The sequence below is a fragment of the Ruegeria faecimaris genome (assembly GCF_900182615.1).
Classification (GTDB): Bacteria; Pseudomonadota; Alphaproteobacteria; order Rhodobacterales; family Rhodobacteraceae; genus Ruegeria; species Ruegeria faecimaris.
The window spans coordinates 473,206-492,668 of record NZ_FXTE01000001.1; the positions used below are offsets into that span (position 1 = coordinate 473,206).

At 56.5% G+C, this 19,463-nt stretch carries 18 protein-coding genes and 1 tRNA gene; 13 read left to right on the top strand and 6 right to left on the bottom strand.

Annotated features, from left to right (window positions below; genetic code table 11):
- Positions 1-392: 392 nt before the first annotated feature.
- Positions 393-4,013: a vitamin B12-dependent ribonucleotide reductase gene (locus FN806_RS02360; RefSeq protein WP_142633637.1), complete on the top strand. Its 3,621-nt coding sequence runs from the start codon at positions 393-395 to the stop codon at positions 4,011-4,013.
- 539 nt (positions 4,014-4,552) lie between these two features.
- Complete coding sequence (locus tag FN806_RS02365) at positions 4,553-4,798, top strand: EF-hand domain-containing protein (RefSeq protein ID WP_142633639.1); 246 nt, start codon at positions 4,553-4,555, stop codon at positions 4,796-4,798.
- A 53-nt stretch (positions 4,799-4,851) separates the two neighbouring features.
- Here FN806_RS02365 and FN806_RS02370 read toward each other — a convergent pair whose 3' ends face one another.
- On the bottom strand, positions 4,852-6,396 hold the full coding sequence (locus tag FN806_RS02370) for a trimethylamine methyltransferase family protein (RefSeq protein WP_142633641.1): 1,545 nt from the start codon (positions 6,394-6,396) through the stop codon (positions 4,852-4,854).
- Between the two features lie 409 nt (positions 6,397-6,805).
- On the opposite strand from FN806_RS02370, the gene FN806_RS02375 reads away from it, so the two are divergent.
- The 4 genes from FN806_RS02375 to FN806_RS02390 all read left to right on the top strand — a co-directional run bounded on the left by FN806_RS02375 (position 6,806) and on the right by FN806_RS02390 (position 11,447).
- Entirely contained in the window at positions 6,806-7,318 is a 513-nt protein-coding gene (locus FN806_RS02375) for an outer membrane protein (RefSeq protein ID WP_142633643.1), read from the top strand.
- 318 nt (positions 7,319-7,636) lie between these two features.
- Positions 7,637-9,037, top strand: a complete 1,401-nt coding sequence (gene cysS / locus FN806_RS02380; protein WP_142633645.1) for a cysteine--tRNA ligase — start codon at positions 7,637-7,639, stop codon at positions 9,035-9,037.
- Positions 9,034-10,668, top strand: coding sequence for a citramalate synthase (gene cimA / locus FN806_RS02385; RefSeq protein WP_142633647.1), 1,635 nt, complete (start codon positions 9,034-9,036; stop codon positions 10,666-10,668). Before cysS ends, cimA begins: the two co-directional genes overlap by 4 nt.
- Before the next feature lie 2 nt (positions 10,669-10,670).
- Positions 10,671-11,447 carry a squalene/phytoene synthase family protein gene (locus FN806_RS02390; RefSeq protein WP_142635116.1) on the top strand — a complete coding sequence of 259 codons (777 nt, stop codon included), beginning with the start codon at positions 10,671-10,673 and terminating at the stop codon, positions 11,445-11,447.
- 3 nt (positions 11,448-11,450) lie between these two features.
- Here the strand turns inward: FN806_RS02390 and FN806_RS02395 are convergent, their stop codons facing one another.
- The gene (locus FN806_RS02395; protein ID WP_142633649.1) at positions 11,451-12,677 is read right to left on the bottom strand and encodes an MFS transporter; all 1,227 of its coding nucleotides are present in this window, start codon (positions 12,675-12,677) and stop codon (positions 11,451-11,453) included.
- Between the two features lie 96 nt (positions 12,678-12,773).
- Here FN806_RS02395 and FN806_RS02400 point away from each other — a divergent pair, with 96 nt between their 5' ends.
- Genes FN806_RS02400 through FN806_RS02415 form a run of 4 tightly spaced genes read left to right on the top strand, consistent with a single transcriptional unit; the run spans position 12,774 to position 14,871 of the window.
- Positions 12,774-13,406 carry a DNA-3-methyladenine glycosylase family protein gene (locus tag FN806_RS02400; RefSeq protein WP_142633651.1) on the top strand — a complete coding sequence of 211 codons (633 nt, stop codon included), beginning with the start codon at positions 12,774-12,776 and terminating at the stop codon, positions 13,404-13,406.
- On the top strand, positions 13,403-14,068 hold the full coding sequence (locus FN806_RS02405; RefSeq protein WP_142633653.1) for an alpha/beta hydrolase: 666 nt from the start codon (positions 13,403-13,405) through the stop codon (positions 14,066-14,068). The genes FN806_RS02400 and FN806_RS02405 overlap by 4 nt, the downstream gene beginning before the upstream one ends.
- Before the next feature lie 3 nt (positions 14,069-14,071).
- Complete coding sequence (locus tag FN806_RS02410; RefSeq protein WP_142633655.1) at positions 14,072-14,575, top strand: GNAT family N-acetyltransferase; 504 nt, start codon at positions 14,072-14,074, stop codon at positions 14,573-14,575.
- Positions 14,569-14,871: a putative quinol monooxygenase gene (locus FN806_RS02415; RefSeq protein ID WP_142633657.1), complete on the top strand. Its 303-nt coding sequence runs from the start codon at positions 14,569-14,571 to the stop codon at positions 14,869-14,871. The genes FN806_RS02410 and FN806_RS02415 overlap by 7 nt, the downstream gene beginning before the upstream one ends.
- 2 nt (positions 14,872-14,873) lie before the next feature.
- Here the strand turns inward: FN806_RS02415 and FN806_RS02420 are convergent, their stop codons facing one another.
- Both FN806_RS02420 and FN806_RS02425 read right to left on the bottom strand, forming a co-directional pair.
- On the bottom strand, positions 14,874-15,299 hold the full coding sequence (locus tag FN806_RS02420) for a VOC family protein (protein WP_142633659.1): 426 nt from the start codon (positions 15,297-15,299) through the stop codon (positions 14,874-14,876).
- Between the two features lie 31 nt (positions 15,300-15,330).
- A complete protein-coding gene (locus tag FN806_RS02425; RefSeq protein ID WP_142633661.1) occupies positions 15,331-15,936 on the bottom strand; it encodes a pseudouridine synthase in 606 nt (201 codons plus the stop codon).
- Positions 15,937-16,146: 210 nt separating this feature from the next.
- On the opposite strand from FN806_RS02425, the gene FN806_RS02430 reads away from it, so the two are divergent.
- Entirely contained in the window at positions 16,147-16,734 is a 588-nt protein-coding gene (locus FN806_RS02430; protein ID WP_142633663.1) for an HNH endonuclease, read from the top strand.
- Here FN806_RS02430 and FN806_RS02435 read toward each other — a convergent pair.
- Both FN806_RS02435 and FN806_RS02440 read right to left on the bottom strand, forming a co-directional pair.
- Positions 16,731-17,198, bottom strand: a complete 468-nt coding sequence (locus tag FN806_RS02435) for a disulfide bond formation protein B (protein WP_142633665.1) — start codon at positions 17,196-17,198, stop codon at positions 16,731-16,733. The two genes, FN806_RS02430 and FN806_RS02435, sit on opposite strands and share 4 nt — an antisense overlap.
- Positions 17,195-17,773, bottom strand: coding sequence for a YqaA family protein (locus FN806_RS02440; protein ID WP_142633667.1), 579 nt, complete (start codon positions 17,771-17,773; stop codon positions 17,195-17,197). The genes FN806_RS02435 and FN806_RS02440 overlap by 4 nt, the downstream gene beginning before the upstream one ends.
- A 145-nt stretch (positions 17,774-17,918) precedes the next feature.
- Here FN806_RS02440 and FN806_RS02445 point away from each other — a divergent pair.
- Both FN806_RS02445 and FN806_RS02450 read left to right on the top strand, forming a co-directional pair.
- Positions 17,919-18,004, top strand: a tRNA-Leu gene (locus FN806_RS02445).
- A 398-nt stretch (positions 18,005-18,402) separates the two neighbouring features.
- A complete protein-coding gene (locus tag FN806_RS02450) occupies positions 18,403-19,371 on the top strand; it encodes a TAXI family TRAP transporter solute-binding subunit (protein ID WP_142633669.1) in 969 nt (322 codons plus the stop codon).
- Positions 19,372-19,463 lie beyond the last annotated feature (92 nt).

Sequence of the window (19,463 nt, forward strand, 5' to 3'; positions counted from 1 at the left end):
TAATCGTATTGCGGACTTGGCCAGGTGATGGCGAACCATAGCGGATAACTCTGTGGAGGAATCGGAAACCGCCTTTCACCATTTTGTCTGTGCGGATCGGTCAACATAAAAGATTCCAAAAATGGCGGAAAAAGGCCGTTGACGATCTATGTGTGAATACGTCAGATTGTATAGGCCGAAAGTGCTGCCACTAAATCTGGTAGAAAATCCAGAACGTGGCACAGGGCGAGGGCTGGAGAGCACATCATACTTACGTGCGTCCGTCGGAACGGGGTCACGCTGCTTCGGGCAGCGGCCGGTTTCCTGCGCCCAAGATTTTCGGTTAGGGCAGATGGTCCGTTTATTGGGATCAAAAGCCAAGGGACAAGTTGATTGAATCTAGGGCGGCGGACATGAAGATTGAAAGAAAATTCACCAAATCGGGACAGGATGCTTATGCAGAGCTTAAGTTCGCTTCTGCGACGTCAGAAATCCGAAACCCGGATGGGACCATCGTTTTCCGCCTAGACGATATCGAGGTTCCAACCAGCTGGAGCCAGGTCGCAAGCGACGTCATCGCGCAGAAGTATTTCCGCAAGGCAGGCGTTCCAACCAAGCTGAAGAAGGTCAAGGAAAAGGATGTCCCAGAATTTCTGTGGCGTTCTGTTCCGGCTGAGGACGCTGAATTTGGGGGCGAAATCTCGTCCAAACAGGTGTTTGACCGTCTTGCCGGCGCCTGGGCCTATTGGGGCTGGAAAGGTGGCTATTTCTCGACCGAGGATGACGCGAGCGCCTATTTCGACGAGATGCGTTATATGCTGGCGACTCAGCGCGCTGCGCCGAACAGCCCGCAATGGTTCAATACCGGCCTGCACTGGGCTTACGGAATCGATGGCCCGGCACAGGGGCACCACTATGTCGATTATAAGACAGGCAAGCTGACCAAATCGAAATCCGCCTATGAGCATCCGCAGCCGCATGCGTGTTTCATCCAGTCCGTAGATGATGATCTGGTGAACGAGGGTGGCATTATGGACCTGTGGGTCCGCGAGGCGCGCCTGTTCAAATACGGAAGCGGAACAGGGACCAACTTTAGCCACCTGCGTGGCGAGGGTGAGGCACTGTCGGGTGGCGGTAAATCCTCGGGTTTGATGGGCTTTCTCAAGATCGGCGACCGCGCCGCTGGCGCGATTAAATCAGGCGGCACGACCCGTCGAGCAGCAAAGATGGTCATCGTCGATGCAGATCACCCAGACATCGAGAAATTCATCGAATGGAAGGTGATCGAAGAGCAGAAGGTGGCCTCGATCGTTGCCGGATCGAAGATGCACGAGAAGATGCTGAACGGCATTTTCGAGGCCATCCGCAGCTGGGACGGCGCGCAGGAAGACGCGTATGATCCCAAGACGAATGACAGCCTGAAAAAGGCGGTTCGCGAGGCGAAAAATGTTGCGATACCAGAGACTTACATCAAACGCGTTCTGGATTACGCCAAGCAGGGCCACGATAGCATCGAATTCCCGACCTACGATACGGATTGGGATTCGGAAGCCTACAGCTCGGTTTCGGGCCAGAACTCGAACAACTCGATTCGCGTAACCAACGCCTTCCTGACCGCTGTCGAGAAGGACGCGGACTGGGAGCTTATCAACCGCACAAACGGGAAAGTCGCCAAGACCGTCAAGGCGCGCGACCTGTGGGAAAAGGTTGGCCACGCGGCCTGGGCCTGCGCCGATCCCGGCATCCAGTTTCACGACACAGTCAACGAGTGGCATACATGCCCCAAAGATGGGGAGATTCGCGGATCGAACCCATGTTCGGAATATATGTTCCTCGATGATACGGCCTGTAATCTTGCGTCGATGAACTTGCTGACTTTCCTCAAGGATGATGAGTTCCAGGCAGTGGACTATATGCATGCCTCGCGCTTGTGGACCCTAACGCTGGAAATCTCGGTGACCATGGCGCAGTTCCCGTCCAAGGAAATCGCGCAGCTGTCCTATGACTTCCGCACTTTGGGTTTGGGCTATGCCAATATCGGCGGTCTGCTGATGAATATGGGCTATAGCTATGACTCGGACGAAGGTCGTGCGATCTGTGGCGCGCTGACCGCGATCATGACCGGTGTAGCCTATGCAACCTCGGCCGAGATCGCCGGCGAATTGGGTCCGTTCAATGGCTATGAGCGCAACGCCGATAACATGCTTCGGGTCATCCGCAACCACCGACGCGCATCTCAGGGTGTGACTGAAGGGTATGAGAAACTGGCAGTGAAGCCTGTACCTCTGGACCATGGCAACTGCCCGGATAAACGTTTGGTTGATCTGGCGATGTCAGCTTGGGACGAAGCGCTGAACCTGGGTGAGCAGAACGGTTACCGCAACGCGCAGGCCACTGTGATTGCGCCAACCGGAACCATCGGTCTGGTAATGGATTGCGACACCACTGGGATCGAGCCGGACTTTGCTTTGGTAAAGTTCAAGAAACTGGCCGGTGGCGGGTATTTCAAAATCATCAACCGCTCGGTGCCTGCAGCGCTGGAAAAGCAGGGGTATTCCTCGGCTCAGATTGAAGAGATCGTCAGCTACGCGGTTGGTCATGGCACCATCGGCAACGCTCCGGGGATAAACCACACCTCGCTGACGGGTCATGGCTTTGGCCCCAATGAACTGGCCAAAGTGGATGCCGCACTGGAAAGCGCCTTCGACATCCGCTTCGTGTTCAACCAGTGGACTCTGGGCGAGGATTTCTGCACCGGTGTTCTCGGCATCCCTGCGACCAAGCTGAATGACCCGACCTTCGATCTGCTGCGCCATCTGGGCTTTACCAAAGCGGATATCGACGCGGCCAACGACCACGTTTGCGGAACCATGACGCTGGAAGGTGCACCGCATCTGAAAGAAGAGCATTATTCGATCTTCGACTGTGCCAACCCGTGCGGCAAGAAAGGCAAGCGTTTCCTAGGTGTTGACAGCCACATCACCATGATGGCTGCAGCGCAGAGCTTCATTTCGGGTGCGATCAGCAAGACGATCAACATGCCGAATGACGCCACCATCGAGGATTGCCAGAAAGCTTATGAGCTGTCCTGGTCGCTGGGTGTGAAGGCCAACGCGCTGTATCGCGACGGCTCTAAACTGTCGCAGCCATTGGCAGCCGCGCTGGTCGAGGATGACGAAGAGGCAGCAGAAGTTCTGGAAACCGGGACGCCGCAGGAAAAAGCCGTCGTTCTGGCCGAGAAGGTCATCGAGAAGGTCGTCGTCAAGGAAATCATCCGCAGCCATCGTGAGAAACTGCCGCATCGCCGCAAGGGTTACACTCAAAAGGCAATCGTGGGTGGCCACAAGGTATACCTGCGCACGGGCGAGTTCGAAGGCGGCCAATTGGGTGAGATCTTCATCGACATGCACAAGGAAGGCGCTGGCTTCCGTGCGATGATGAACAACTTTGCCATCGCCGTGTCGGTTGGCCTGCAATATGGCGTACCGCTGGAAGAGTTCGTGGATGCCTTCACCTTCACCAAGTTCGAACCGGCGGGAATGGTACAGGGCAACGACTCGATCAAGAATGCGACGTCGATCCTGGATTACATCTTCCGCGAACTGGCCGTGTCCTACCTTGATCGTACTGATCTGGCCCATGTGAAACCCGAAGGCGCAAGCTTTGACGATCTGGGTCGGGGTGAGGAAGAGGGTGTCTCGAACGTGTCCGAGATCAGCGAAAGCGCTGCATCCAAGTCTTTGGAAGTTCTGAAACAAATCAGCTCGACCGGGTATTTGCGCAAACGGATGCCGCAGGAACTGATGGTTCTGAACGGCGGACAGAACGTGGTGAACGGCATGGCCGAAACCGCAGCCACTTTTGAAGCTCCGGTGGTTGAATCCGCCGCCGCAACCGGAATGGATGCCCGCACCAAAGCCAAGATGCAGGGCTATGAGGGCGATCCTTGCGGTGAATGCGGAAACTACACGTTGGTGCGCAACGGCACCTGCATGAAATGCAACACCTGCGGTTCAACAAGCGGGTGTAGCTGAGTTAAGCGCCCCGGCAACCCAGGGCGCAGGGGTCGGAAGCTGCCACAGTTACCGGCCCCGACGAATACGGAGCAAGGCGCAGAGACTTACCTTCGATGCCTTGGTCCACTCGGCCGACATGCCCGTGTTGGCCGGGAACAGGGTGGGGCGGAATATTTGCTCTTTCCCACTCTTTCACGGAACGGGTGCGCTCGTTCCATGCGACGTCCAGGCCGCAGGCAAACAAAACACCGGGCGGTCAACGAATGGAGCCTGGATGGCGAAACTGACAGGGGGCTTCGGCCCCCTTTCTTTTTGTCCTAAAGCCGTTAACTCGGCAGAGCCTCGCCATATTGCCTGTTTCCCATCGGGCAAGAACCGCCGACCGTGTTTGGGGGAGTTTTACCCAGCGACAGACCGCGGATGCGACTCTGGCAAACACGCGGAGTTTGGCGCGAAATCAAAGCGATGGTACTCAGTGGCTGACAACTGGTGGTGATTGCGTGTTCTTGATGCTTGTCCGGACACAAAACACACAAACTCTATCAGGAGGCATCACAATGAAACTGAATACTCTGGTCACATTTTCCGCACTTGCTTTTGCTCTGCCGACTTTGGCTTTCGCGCAGTCTGCGGCTGATACCAATGGGGACGGCGTTCTGACAATCGAAGAAGTTCAGGCCGTCGTGCCAGACGTTGACGCAAACGGATTTGCAGCAATGGATGCAAATGGCGACGGCGCGCTGGATCAGGATGAAGTTGCAATCGCGCAGGAAGCCGGGTTGCTGCCATCCACAAACGGCTGATCAACAAATTATCAAGGCGGCCAGACGAAAATTCTGGCCGCCTTTCTAGGTGTTTATCTGGGTAGGTGAATGTTGAATTTACTGCGAATCTGCGCATCCAATGCCGGATCGAACTGTGCTGGCGAAGAGGTCGACAGGATTTCCAGTTTTCGCGCGGTCGCTTTTTCGATCAAGTCAGGTTTGCCAAGCTCGACCCATTCTTTCGGAGACGTTCGATCTCCATGTGCGGGATACACATAATCGGCCTGCATGCGCCCAAGTGTGGCATCGGTTCCCAAATAGTGACCGGGTCCACCAAGGCAAACCTCGGCCATCTGATCCAATGCCAGTGTTTCGTCAGATACTTCGATCCCGCGAACGCAGCGCATCGCCTGTCCGATAAGATCATCCCCTAAGATCAAGCTTTCAAAGCAAAAACCCAACAGAGACGAGTGCATTCCAGCGGATTCATAAACCATGTTCAGGCCCGACAGGCCGGCCATGACGTTCGAGCACATCTGCTCCCATCCCGCTTGCATATCAGGCAATTTGGAATCCGATGCGCCTGCGGCGGCTCCGCCTGGCAGATCATAAAACTTGTGCATTTGGGCACAGCCTGCGCTAAGCAGAGCCTGTTCACCTGATCCTACGGACATGGCGCCTGTCCGAAGGTCCAACCCAAAGGGCCAGGTTCCAAAAATCGCCGGGGCACCTGGCTTTACGGCATTTACATAAACCAAACCGGCAAGACATTCTGCAGTTGCCTGGGCAATGGCGCCTGCGATTGTGGACGGAGCAGTTGCACCTGCCATTCCGGCCGAAAGAAGAAGAACAGGCATTCCTGCCTTGATGCATTCCTCCATCACCTGACAGCTTTCAGTGGCAAACTTCATGGGCGGTACGACAAAGCAGTTCGAGTTCGAGATGAATGGCCGCTCGCGCCACTTGTCTTCACCGCCTGCGATCATGTGGATTAACTCCATCGCTGGCGCGACATAACTAGGATCGGTGAATGATGTGCCGATATGCTTGTAAGTACCAGAACTACAAGCGTAAATTGTGTTCAGGTCCATCTCGAGATTGTCGGAAATATCGCGACAAACCATCGGGCGTTGGACAAAATGGATGTTGTCCAGCTGTTGGCAAATCCGCGCGGCATCGTGCAGATCCTGCACAGTCGAATCGCGGTATTCGCGGCCGTTGACTTCAACCATACTGACAGCGGCACCGGCGGTCCCATAGTGAACCTTTGCCCCCGACAATTCCAGGTCAGTTTGACCATCCCGGCTGAACAATGTGACCGAGCGGTTGGCTTTGGCAATGGTGTCTTCAACCAGCGCGCGCGGAAACCGGATGCGTCCGTCGTCGCCAAGTGTGCAGCCCGCGCCAACCAGATAGTCGATCCCGCTTTGCGGAGCATCCGCCAGACCTATGGTTTCAAGCGCCTGCAGCGCGGCCTCGTGAATGCGTTCGACTTGTGGCTGAGTCAGTGGCTTGTAGCGTCCGCCCTCCATTCCCGGGCGGATAGGGCGCAGATGATCAGGCAGAGCAGATGCGCGGGCAGCACGACGCGCAGCACGTCCGCCACTGCGGGAAGAGTTACGGGGTTGGTCGTTCATGTTTAGGATCCAATAGTGAGAAACGTATTTTGAGAGGCCTTACAAAAAGCCTGAAGGACGCCCCCTGGCAGCACGTCCCCGATCCGCGCCGATTGTGCGGCTGATCAGGTGGATTTTCCAAAATTCGTTCTGCATTTGGTTCCTCATCCAGTGGCCGCAGTGTTCCAATTCAGAACGGCATTATCTGTTCTATTTGCGACCTTGATGCCGAAAAGCGAAGCAAATTCTCAAGTGATTGTTGCCTAAAGATATTTTTCCCCGAGGCGGTCGAAATCTGCTATAATTTCTCTGCTTACTTGAATTGGGCCACTAGGCTAAACACTTTTTTAACGAATGCGGCCCAGTTTGTAGCAAATTGATCTGAATACTCGAAAGCATTTCTGAAAGGTTTTTGGTGAATCGTAGGAAGGTGCATATCGCATTAATTGTTGCTCTGGCGACATCCGGCTTCTCACCGGCTTTGGCCGAGGATTGGAGCGGTGCCTATGCGGGATTCAGCTTTGGCTATGCTGATGCAGACGGGCCGAATGGTTCAAGCGGCAGCGACACCAGCTTTGGTCCTCATCTCGGGTATGACTTTGATTTCGGCAAGTTCGTGTTGGGTGGTGAGCTTGAGTATAACCGGCTGTCGCTGAATCTTGGTCAGGGCGAAGGCAGTCTGGATAGCATGACCCGGCTGAAACTGCGCGGCGGATACGATTTCGGTAATGCGTTGGGATATGTAGTTATCGGTGCGGCGCGCGTGGATTCCACGGTCGAAAACGATACCGCAGCGGTTTATGGCATTGGTGTCGCTTATCCGATTGGCAATAATTTCGTCATCAGCGGTGAGGCGCTGCGCCAGAATTTCAATGACGTTACCCGATCGAATGGGGGGCTGGATTCGAATGTGTTCAATCTGCGTACGACATTTCGGTTCTAGCAAGATTTCCAGATTGAATCTGATCTGAGCTGCCGAATTCACGACTATGAAGGTCTGGCGTTTGCGGAGCATGGCGTCGATTTCCTGTTCCAATTCAGGGCGTTCGCCAATCACTCCCCGGTCATGATAGAACGTAAGGCTTGGCGCGGCGGGATAGCCGTGCTAGAGGATGATCCATGAACCGGATGACCTGCATCATTATCTGCTGCATTACCTGCTGATTTATCAAGCGGGCCGGTTTCTTTCGTTTTCTTCCCTGAGACAAGTTGCTAAGCCCGCGCCAACGCGAGACGCTATGCCGTTCTTAGGAGCCGACAGATGAAGACGATCAAACTGCACAACACACGGACACGGACAAAAGAGGATTTCGTTCCGATCAGCGCCGACAATGTGCGGATGTATGTCTGTGGACCTACCGTCTATGACCGTGCCCATCTGGGTAACGCGCGGCCCGTGGTCGTGTTTGATGTGCTCTATCGTTTGCTGCGGCATGTTTATGGCGCAGATCATGCGACCTATGTGCGCAATTTCACCGATGTGGATGACAAGATCAACGCGACCGCGTTGTCTCGACAGAAGGCCGGGGCCAAAGGGTCGCTGGAGGATTTGGTGCAGGAACGATCGGATGAAACCATTGGCTGGTATCTGCACGACATGGGCGCGCTGGGGGCGTTGGAGCCGACCGAGATGCCGCGCGCGACGCAATATATTACTCAAATGGTCGCGATGATCGAGGATCTGATTGCCAAGGGTCACGCCTATGCGGCCGAAGGGCATGTTCTGTTCGCGGTGGACAGTTGGAAAGAGCAGTACGGAGCCCTGTCCGGTCGGTCCGTGGATGATATGATCGCGGGTGCTCGGGTCGAAGTTGCGCCGTATAAGAAGAACCCGATGGATTTCGTTCTGTGGAAACCGTCTACCGACGAGTTGCCCGGGTGGGAGTCTCCTTGGGGTCGAGGGCGTCCGGGTTGGCATATCGAATGCTCGGCCATGAGCTATGAGCTGTTGGGTGAGAGCTTTGACATTCACGGCGGTGGCAACGATCTGATGTTCCCGCACCATGAAAACGAGATCGCCCAGAGCAAATGCGCCCACCCGCATGGCGAGTTTGCGCGCGTTTGGCTGCACAATGAGATGCTGCAGGTCGAAGGCAAGAAAATGTCCAAATCGCTGGGCAACTTCTTCACCGTGCACGATCTTCTGGAGCAGGGCGTGCCCGGTGAGGTGATCCGCTTTGTCTTTTTGCAGACGCATTATCGCAAACCGATGGACTGGACAGAGAAAAAGGCACGTGAAGCGGAAGCAACGCTGCGCAAGTGGCGGGCGCTGACATCAGGCATCGAGCCCGCCGCCAGCGCGGCGCCCGCGGTCATCGCTGCGCTGAGCGATGATCTGAACACAGCGGGCGCCATCACCGAGCTATACCGGCTGGCGTCCGAAGGTGACCATGCAAGCCTGTTGGCTGGCGCCCAGGTTATGGGTCTGTTGATGCCCGAAATGGGTGCATGGGCCGATCTGGCCTCAGTGGATTTGGGGTCGTATGCGGATAAACTGGCAGAAGCGCGGGCCGGGGCGATGCAGAGCAAGGATTTCTCAGAGGTGGATCGCCTGAAAGCAACATATGTGGCCGCTGGCCTTGAAGTGCGGATGAGCAAAGAAGGTGTAGAGTTGGTTCCCGGTACCGGCTTTGACCTTGCCAAGTTGGAGGGAGTGTTATGACAAAAACTCGCCTCTACCTCTACGACACCACCTTGCGCGATGGGCAGCAGACGCAGGGCGTGCAGTTCTCGACCGCTGAGAAGGTGCAGATCGCGCAGGCGCTGGACGAGTTGGGTGTGGATTACATCGAAGGTGGTTGGCCCGGTGCGAACCCGACTGACAGTGCGTTTTTTGATGCCGCGCCAAAAACTGCGGCGCGGTTGACCGCTTTTGGGATGACCAAACGCGTGGGCCGGTCAGCTGAGAATGACAATGTTCTTGCGGCGGTGATGAACGCAGGCACGAAGTCAGTGTGTCTTGTGGGCAAGTCGCATGATTACCACGTGACCCAGGCGCTTGGGATCACTCTGGAGGAGAATGTCGAGAATGTGCACGCCTCGGTTGCGCATATCGTGGCGCAGGGGCGTGAGGCGCTTTTTGACGCTGAGCATTTCTTTGACGGCTACAGAGACAATCCCAGATATACGGTCCTGGTTTGCAAGGCCGCTTTAGAGGCCGGAGCTCGCTGGGTTGTTCTGTGTGACACCAATGGGGGCGCATTGCCCGGTGAAGTGTCGCGGGTTGTATCCGAGGTGATTGCCGCAGGTTTGCCAGGTGATCGTTTGGGCATTCATACCCATAATGACACGGAAAACGCGGTTGCGTGCTCGCTCGCTGCTGTGGATGCGGGCGTGCGTCAGATTCAGGGAACCCTGAACGGGTTGGGCGAACGCTGCGGGAATGCAAATCTGACGGCTTTGATCCCCACTTTGCTGCTGAAAGAACCTTATGTGTCGCAGTTTGATATTGGGGTCAGCGTCGAGGCCTTGGCGGGTCTGACACGGGTCAGCCGTATGTTGGACGAAATCCTGAACCGGGTTCCCAGCAAGCAGGCGGCCTATGTGGGGGCGTCTGCTTTTGCGCATAAGGCAGGGCTGCATGCCAGCGCGATCCTGAAGGATCCGTCGACATACGAACATGTCGATCCGGCGACTGTCGGCAATGCACGGATCATCCCGATGTCGAACCAGGCGGGGCAGTCGAATCTGCGTAAACGCCTGACTGAGGCCGGCCTGAGCGTGGAAAGTGGTGATCCGGCGCTGGGGCGCATTCTTGACCGGATCAAGCAGCGCGAGGCCGAAGGCTATTCTTATGACACCGCCCAGGCCAGTTTTGAGCTGTTGGCGCGCGATGAGCTGGGTCAGTTGCCCGCTTTTTTCGAGGTCAAACGCTATAAGGTCACGGTTGAGCGGCGGAAGAATAAATACGACAAGATGGTCAGCCTGTCCGAGGCGGTTGTCGTGGTGAAGGTCGACGGGGAAAAGAAGCTGTCGGTCAGTGAGTCTTTGGACGAAGATGGCAGCGACCGAGGGCCGGTGAACGCATTGGCCAAGGCTCTAGCCAAGGATCTGGGGCAATATTCGCGGATATTGGACGACATGCATCTGGTCGATTTCAAGGTGCGGATCACCCAAGGCGGAACCGAGGCCGTGACGCGGGTCATCATCGACAGCGAAGACGGGCAGGGGCGGCGCTGGTCAACTGTCGGGGTCAGCGCGAACATAGTGGATGCGTCGTTTGAGGCCCTATTGGATGCGATCCAGTGGAAGCTTGTACGGGATTGCCGTCCTCGGGCGGTGGTGGCCGAGTGACGGTGCAGTTCAATGACGATCTGAAGGCTTGTGCTGCATTGGTGCATCGCGCCGATCCGGACCGGTTCATGGCGGCGATGGCCGCGCCGGTTTCCGCACGTTCGGTTCTGTTTCCGATCTATGCCATGAATGTCGAGGTCGCCCGAGCGCCCTGGGTCACGCAAGAGGCGATGATTGCCGAGATGCGCCTGCAATGGTGGCGCGATGCATTGCAGGAAATTGCTGAAGGTCCGACTGTGCGTCGACATGAGGTCGTGACGCCGTTATCGCAGGTTCTTTCTCCACATCTGGCGGTGATGCTGGATGAATACGTGGCCGTAAGGCGCTGGGATATCTATCGCGATCCTTTCGAGGACGAGGCCCAATTCGAGGCCTACCTAAATCACAGCTCGGCCAGTTTGATGGTGGCGTCGGCGCAATCTTTGGGTGAGGCCGACGAGCCTGTGTTACGAGATTTCGGCTATGCCGTTGGCGTGGCGAACTGGTTGCGCGCAATCCCGGATCTTGAAGCGCGCGGGTGTATTCCTTTGTTGGATGGAACACCCGATGCAGTGCGCGATCTGGCGCAAAAGGCTCTGAACCGGTTACGGCGCGCACAGGGAAAGCGTCTGGCGATTTCACCAGAGGCGCGCCCGGCGCTTTTGGCGAGTTGGCAATCTGAATGGGTGTTGCGCAAGGCGATTGCTCAGCCAGATCGCGTGGCCGCAGGGAATTTGATGCAGGGTGAGGTTCGGCGCCGGGTTTCCCTGATGTGGAAGGTGGTCCGGGGTCGCTGGTAGACCTCAGACCGTTTCGGGATCGGACGGGCGCAGAACCAACCAAAGCAAGGCGCCCCCGGCCAGAGTCAACAATGGAACCATGGCAAGGTTTACCGCGGTCCAGCCTTCAACCGGTGAGCCGCCAGAGCAGTTCATCAATCCACCCGAAGCAAGCGAAGCCAGTGTTACACCACCGAATACCAGCAGGTCGTTCAGACCTTGCATACGGCCACGCTCGTTGATGTCATGCGATGCCGCCAACATGGTGGTCGCGCCAATAAAGCCAAAATTCCAACCGACGCCCAGCAAGATCAGAGCGATGAAGAAGTTTTCGAGCTCAACCCCTTGCAAGGCGACAACGCCAGCACCGGCAAGGATTGCCAGACCAAGAGCCACGATCTTTTCGACGCCGAAACGGGCAATCAACTGGCCGGTGAAGAAACTGGGGATGTACATGGCGAGAACGTGAAAAGAGACCACATCTGCCGCGTCATTGGCTGTGTAGCCACAACCAACCACTGCCAGCGGAGTGGATGTCATGACCAGATTCATCAACGCATAAGAAACCATTGCGCAGATGATGGCCACGGCGATGCGCGGCGTCTTTAGCATCTCAAGCCGGGTGCGTCCGGTCGGGGCCCCCTCAGCGGCTTTTGCAGGCGTGGGGATGTCCAGAAAGAAAAACAAGACCGAACCCAGAATGTTGAGCACAATCACCGCCAGATAGGTGCCCAGGAAAGGGATCACATAGGCGGTTGAGGTCAGCTTAACGATTTGGGGGCCAATGAGCGCGGCGGCCAGACCGCCGGCCATGACGTATGAGATTGCCTTAGGGCGAAAGGCGTCCGAGGCTGTGTCCGCGGCGGCAAAGCGATAGAATCCGTGCGCGCTCATATAGATGCCGGTCAGCAGACTGCCCGCCAGGAAGACCGGGAACGAGGCCAGATACAAACCGTAGGCACCAACCAGCCCCCCGCAGGCACCTGCCGTTGCCCCAACCAGAAACCCTGCGCGCCGTCCCCAGCGTTGCATTATGGCCGAAATCGGTGTTGCCGCCAGCATTGACCCCAGCACGATCAACGAGATGGGCAGGGTTGCTAGACAGGCATTGGTGGCCAGCGACTGCCCGGCCAGACCGCCAACAATAAAGATCATCGGCATCTGCGATCCCAGAATGGCCTGAGCTGCGACCAGAACAGCGACATTACGCTTGGCCTGACTGTTATCCGGGATCGTGGGTGTCATTGTCATGCGCCAATGCGTAGCGATGAAAGCAGGGTCATACAAGACGGTTGCATCTGCGACAAAGCACCCTAACGTGCTGCTGACCAATTTGCCGGAGCACGCATGTCCGTCGGACGTATCATTGAAACCCCCGATTGCGTGGCCGAGGGGGCCAAGTGGCTGGCCGAGACCTGTCCGCGCATGGCCTATGCGATGGACCAGACCGGGCCTTTGCCGCTGCGCCGTAAGCCTGACGGGTTTGCCCAGCTGCTAAGTGCGATTGTCAGCCAACAGGTCAGTGTGGCCTCGGCGAACGCCATCTGGAAACGACTGCAAGATGCAAAACTGACGGGCCCACGCAAAATCATGTGGGCCACCGATGAGGATTTGCGTGCGGTGGGCCTTAGCCGCCAAAAGATCAGATATGCCCGAGCGCTTGCGGAGGCTCGTATTGATTACAAGGCGTTACGCGACGCACCTGATGAGGATGTTGTGGCGATCCTGACCGAAATTTCAGGCATAGGCGTCTGGACTGCCGAGATTTACGCGATGTTTTCTCTGGGCCGTGCCGATGTGATTGCACCGGGCGACCTTGCGCTGCAAGAGGCCGCGCGCATCCTCTATGATTTACCCAAGCGCCCTACGGATAAAGAACTGCGCAAGATGGCCGAAGCGTGGTCACCCTGGCGGTCGGTTGCAGCGCGGGTGATGTGGGCCTATTACCGGGTCGCAAAAGAACGAGAAGGGATCAGATGACACGGGTTTTGAATGCGCTCCGAAAAGAGCCGGTTTCGGGCGATACGCGCTCGGTCGTGGTGTTCGTGCATGGCTATGGCGCCAACGGGGCCGACTTGCTGGGGCTGGCCGATGTGTTGGGCGAGCACTTGCCGGACACGCTGTTCGTTGCCCCTGACGCGCCCGAGCAGATCCCGGGTATGCCCAATGGCTTTCAGTGGTTCCCGATCCCGTGGATTGATGGCTCTTCCGAAGAAGAATCGCGCCGCGGGATGGAAATGGCGGCGGATGACTTCGACGCTTTCCTCGATGCGTTGATGGTGGACGAAGACGTTCTGCCCGAGCAGGTGGTTCTGTTCGGATTTTCGCAAGGCACGATGATGAGCCTGCATGTCGCCCCGCGCCGCGAGGACCCAGTGGCCGGGATAGTAGCCATTTCAGGACGCCTTCTGGAACCCGATCTGCTGCCGGATGAAACAGTCAGCCGCATGCCGGTCCTACTGGTACATGGCGACGCCGATGACGTCGTGCCGCCACAATCATTGCCCGAAGCCGCCGAGGCCCTGCAAGCGGCTGAGTTCAAAGAGGTCTATGCCCATGTCATGAAGGGCACCGGCCACGGTATTGCCCCGGATGGTCTTAGCGTCGCACTGGCTTTCATGCGTGACAAGCTGAGCCTTTAAGCAATGATTGCGGTCCGCCCCATGATGCCCGAGGATGTCGCAGCAGCTTGCGATTTGCTCAACCAGATCATCGCCATTGGTGGTACGACTGCGAATGAAACCCCTTTCTCCGAGGCGCAGTTTGCGCAGAGTTATCTGGAGGGGCAGGATAAGATATGCTGCCACGTGGCGCTGGATGCGCAAGGTGAGGTTTCCGGGTTTCAATGGCTCGGGGTGAATGACGCACTTCCCGACGATTGCGCTGACATTGCAACCTTCACCCGCCGCGAACCGGTATTGAAGGGGGCAGGGCGTGCCTTGTTTGAAGAAACCGCCAAATTTGCCGTAGGGGTTGGGCTCGGTTCCATCAGCGCGACAATAAGGGCCGATAACCGGATGGGCCTGAACTATTACGAGAAGATGGGATTCCAAGATTACTCGGTTGATTTTGGTGTGCCCCTTCGTGACGGCACGCCGGTCGACAGGATTACCAAACGGATTGATCTGAGATTGGAGATACCATGCTGATCGTAACCGGAACTATCGAAATTACGCCGGAAGGTGCCGAGGCTGCCAGAAAAGCTGCGCAGGAAATGGTTGCCGAGACGGTGAAGGAAGCAGGCTGCACGGTCTATGAATTCAGCCAGATTCTGGGTCATGCCAATCGGTTTCGGGTTTACGAAGAATGGGAAAGTCAGGCCGCGCTCGAGGCGCATTTTGCCACACCGCACATGGCAACATTTCAGGCGGTGCTGGGCAAGGTCGGAGTGACTGAAAGTCTAATCTATCGGATCACGGGAGGTGACAAGAAACCGCTGCGGTGATCCTAGTCCCATAAGGAAGGCTCGGCGAATTCGATGGAATTCCCGGACGGGTCGCGAACGTATAAAGACAGTACTCCGTTCGGCCATTCAAATTCAGCGTCTACGGGCACGTTCCAGTCTATAAGATGTTTTCGCATCACCGCGATTTGCGCGCGCGCCATGCCAAAGCAGGCATGACCCGGACCTTGGGCGCCATGGGCGGGAACAGGCAGGCGCGGGTTGCCCGGAGGTTTTTCGGTCTCTGCCGCATTGAATAGCAGCAACACTGAACCACCCACCTTGTAGAACACATGCCGGTTGGCGACACGCTGGATTTGCTCAAGCGCCAGAACGTCCCCATAGAAATGCTCTGCAGCATCCAGGTCGTCGACATAAAGTGACGCTTCTAAAAGGCCGGTTGGCTGCGGAATGTCAGGTGATACCTTCATTCCGCTATCCTATCACAAATAGGCGTTTCGGTCACCGACGTGGGCGCCGGTCCCGTTTGCGCGAAGAAGATGGTGCGAGGGCAGGCATAGATAGGCTATCCCATTGCCCCGGCTCAAGCCCGTCCAATGTCCAGTCGCCTATCCGGGCGCGGATCAGTCGAAGGGTCGGGTGCCCAACGGCCGCCGTCATCCGGCGCACTTGCCTGTTTCGACCTTCTCGAAGGACCAGTTCGACCCAACAATCCGACACCGTCTGCCGCACTCTAATCGGCGGGTCGCGCGGCCATAATGCCTCGGGCTGATCCATCAATCGCGCCTTGGCAGGGCGGGTCAAGCCCTCCTTCAGCTCAACACCATCGCGCAGGGCTTTTAGGGCGGAGGCGTCTGGCTCCCCTTCGACCTGCACCCAATAGGTCTTAGCCATTTTATGCTTGGGATCGGCTATCTGCGCCTGCAGGCGACCATTGTCGGTCAACAGCATCAAACCTTCGCTATCGCGGTCCAATCGCCCGGCCGGATACACATCCGGCAGATCAATGAAATCCGACAGCGTCCTGCGCGGAGACTCCGCATTCGCGCGATCCGTGAACTGTGGCAATACATCGAATGGTTTATTGAAGCGGATGAACCAGGACATTACCCGCCATAGCCCGGCGATCGAATTGGTGCAACCTGTGGATAACTGTCATCGGCCTGTTACGGATTCGGAATACTCAATCCCCGAGATATTGTGGAAACTCAGGGCTTGTCAGAGCTTTAACACGATATATAGTAAAGCTAAGGCCGGGGCGGGGGTTCTCCGCTCTGATGTCAAAATAGGCAGAGCAGAGCGTGGAGCGATTCTGATATGGACGGAGACTTCAGGACCGAATTTGTCAGGGAACCCGGTGCGCTCAAGCATCATCCGGCATTGGTTTTGAACGCCGATTACCGCCCCTTGTCCTACTATCCACTATCGCTCTGGCCGTGGCAGGAGGCCATAAAAGCTGCCTGGCTGGACAGGGTGGATATCGTCGCCGAATATGACGAAGTTGTCCGAAGCCCGAGCACCGAAATACGAATACCCTCGGTCGTTGTGCTGAAAGATTATGTAAAACCCAGAAAGCGCGTGGCCTTCACGCGCTTTAATTTATTTCTGAGGGATGAATTCCGCTGCCAATACTGTGGCAGCCGTGGGGATCTGACCTTTGATCACGTGATCCCGCGCGCGGCGGGCGGGGTGACAAGCTGGCAGAACGTTGTTGCGGCCTGTAGCCCATGTAACTTGCGCAAAGGGTCTAAATCACTGCGGCAAGCAGGAATGACATTGCGCAAGCCTCCGCGGCAGCCAGATGCCGAGGCTTTGCGCAACGTTGGACGAAAATTCCCACCGAACCACCTGCATGACAGTTGGATCGACTTTCTCTATTGGGATGCGGAACTGGACGAGCTCTAACGGCCTTCACGCCACGCGGCGAACCAGAGCAGAACCAGAACGAAAGACAAAGCGGCATTCCATCCGGCCATGGAAACACCAAATAACTCCCATGGAATATCATCACAGCGTACCAGTGGTGCCGACATGATCTGATCCAGCAGTTCTTCTGCCGACAGACCGCCGATGCTGCTTGATGTGCAGCTTGACGGACCTTCCCACAAACCGCGTTCTACACCAGCGTGATAGACACCAATGACCGCAGTGGTCAGCGCCGCCATGACGCCTAAAAGAGGGAGGATCGCCAGCCGAGGTAGCGCAAGCGCCGCAGCACCGATCAGGATGGCGACAGCATGCGGATAGCGTTGCCAGATGCACATTTTGCAGGGTGGAAGCCCGCCGAGATACTGAAACGCAAAGGCTCCAAGCAGCAACGCTACAGATCCAAACGTGGCAACCAGGACCAGTAAATTTCGTTTTGTCATAGGAATCTCACCGCTAGGAACCCGCCGAACAGAAGGATGATGAACAGGGTAAACATAAGGCCCAGCCGCTTTTCTATAAAGCTGCGGATCGGCTCTCCGAAGCCCCAAAGCAAACCTGCGACAATGAAAAACCGTATCGCTCGGGCCAGAATCGAGGTGGCAATGAAGGTGCCCAGAGGCATCCCTGTCCAGCCGGACATGATGGTGATGACCTTATAGGGAAAAGGCGTAACCCCAGCGGCCAGAACAGCCCAGAAACCAAAGTCATTGAACCGTGTGTTGAACTCTTCCATGGCGTGGGCTTTGCCCATGGATTCAAGGATGGGCTGGCCGAGGCTTTCATAAAAGAACGCGCCGATTGCATAGCCTAACATTCCGCCCAAAACCGAAGCTACCAGTGCAACAGAAGCAATCAGCCAGGCCCGGGAGGGTCGGGCAAGGATCATGGGAATCATCAGAACGTCCGGCGGTATCGGAAAGAAAGAGCTTTCGATGAAGGAAACAATAGCCAGCGCCCACAAGGCATTCGGGTGTTCTGCCAGGCGAATGGTCCAGTCATAAAGAGGTCGCAGCATCAGGTGCAATTTCCCTGTACATGTGTTGGGTAAGCCAAATCATGCGCCCCGCAGGCCGTCAACCTTGCAGGCTGGAACATTCCTCAATCAGGGTGTTTTTTGCCTCTGGACCTTCTCGATTTTGAACGCTAATTCAGTGTCCGTGGCCCAAGTGGCGGAATGGTAGACGCAGGGGATTCAAAATCCCCCGGTAGTGATACCGTGCCGGTTCGAGTCCGGCCTTGGGTACCAAAGTAAAAACAGAGGGTTAGGGGAACCTGCCTTCTGTTTTTTCTTTCCGGCAGTTCTAATTGCTCGCATTCCCAACTCACACGTTCGCGTTCTGGTCAGAATTCCCGATGTCAAAAGCGCATAATTGGATTTGTTTGCGGTCACTGCGGGGCAGATGCGCAAGAAAAGCGTCAAAGGCGGGGAAAATTCAGGAGGGCTTGTCAAATCTGAGGATACGCCTGCTTTGGTGACCTGCTGGCCTTGACAAGCTAATGCTCAGAATGAAACCTCTTACGGGTTGGGAGATTCTGAAAAATCAAAGATATGCCTGCTGCATAGCGGGCGTTGTTGCATATCGCAGGGCCATTTATCCGGCGCTTTGATGTGTCTCCCACCAGAAAAATAATGGGAGTTCACTTATGAAAAACAGCAGCAAGCTTAGCCTCGGCGCGGTTGTCACGGCGGCTCTGATGGCGCCTGCGGCCTATGCCGAAGAGTTTATCACGATCGGCACAGGTGGCGTGACCGGGGTGTATTACCCAACTGGCGGTGCAATCTGTCGTCTGGTCAACAAAGGGCGTAAGGAACATGGTGTGCGCTGCTCGGTCGAATCGACCGGCGGTTCCGTGTACAACATCAACACCATTCGCGAAGGCGAGCTGGAGTTTGGTGTTGCGCAGTCCGACTGGCAGTACCATGCCTATAACGGCAGCTCGAAATTCGAAGAGGCGGGCCCGTTTGAAAACCTGCGCGCCGTCTTCTCGGTTCACCCCGAACCGTTTACCGTTGTGGCCCGTGCCGATTCCGGTGTGACCAATTTCGAAGACCTGAAAGGCAAGCGCGTAAATATCGGTAACCCCGGTTCCGGTCAGCGTGGCACCATGGAGGTTCTGCTGGGCGAAATGGGCTGGTCCACTGACGATTTCGAACTGGCGACCGAGTTGAAGGCGGCGGAACAGTCTGCGGCGCTTTGCGACAACCAGATTGACGCAATGGTCTATACCGTGGGTCACCCCTCGGGCTCGATTCAAGAAGCCACCACGGCTTGCGACTCGGTTCTGGTCAATGTCAGCGGCGAGGCCGTGGACAAGCTGGTCAACGACAACTCGTTCTACCGTACAGCTACTATTCCCGGCGGCATGTACCGCGGGTCGGATGGTGATACCGCGACATTCGGCGTTGGCGCGACCTTCGTGACTTCGGCGGACGTGTCGGATGATGCGGTTTATGCGGTTGTCAGCTCGGTTTTCGAGAACTTTGATGACTTCAAAAAGCTTCACCCGGCATTTGCCAACCTCAAGCCCGAAGAGATGATCGCGGACGGCTTGTCAGCTCCGCTGCATCCGGGTGCCGAGAAGTACTATAAAGAAAAAGGCTGGATTCAATAAGCCAGACCTGACGCGGGGTGCCCGTCGGGCGCCCCGCACAAAACCCGTATCAAGCGGGTGATTCAGAAGGCCGCAAATGGCCACGACGGGGA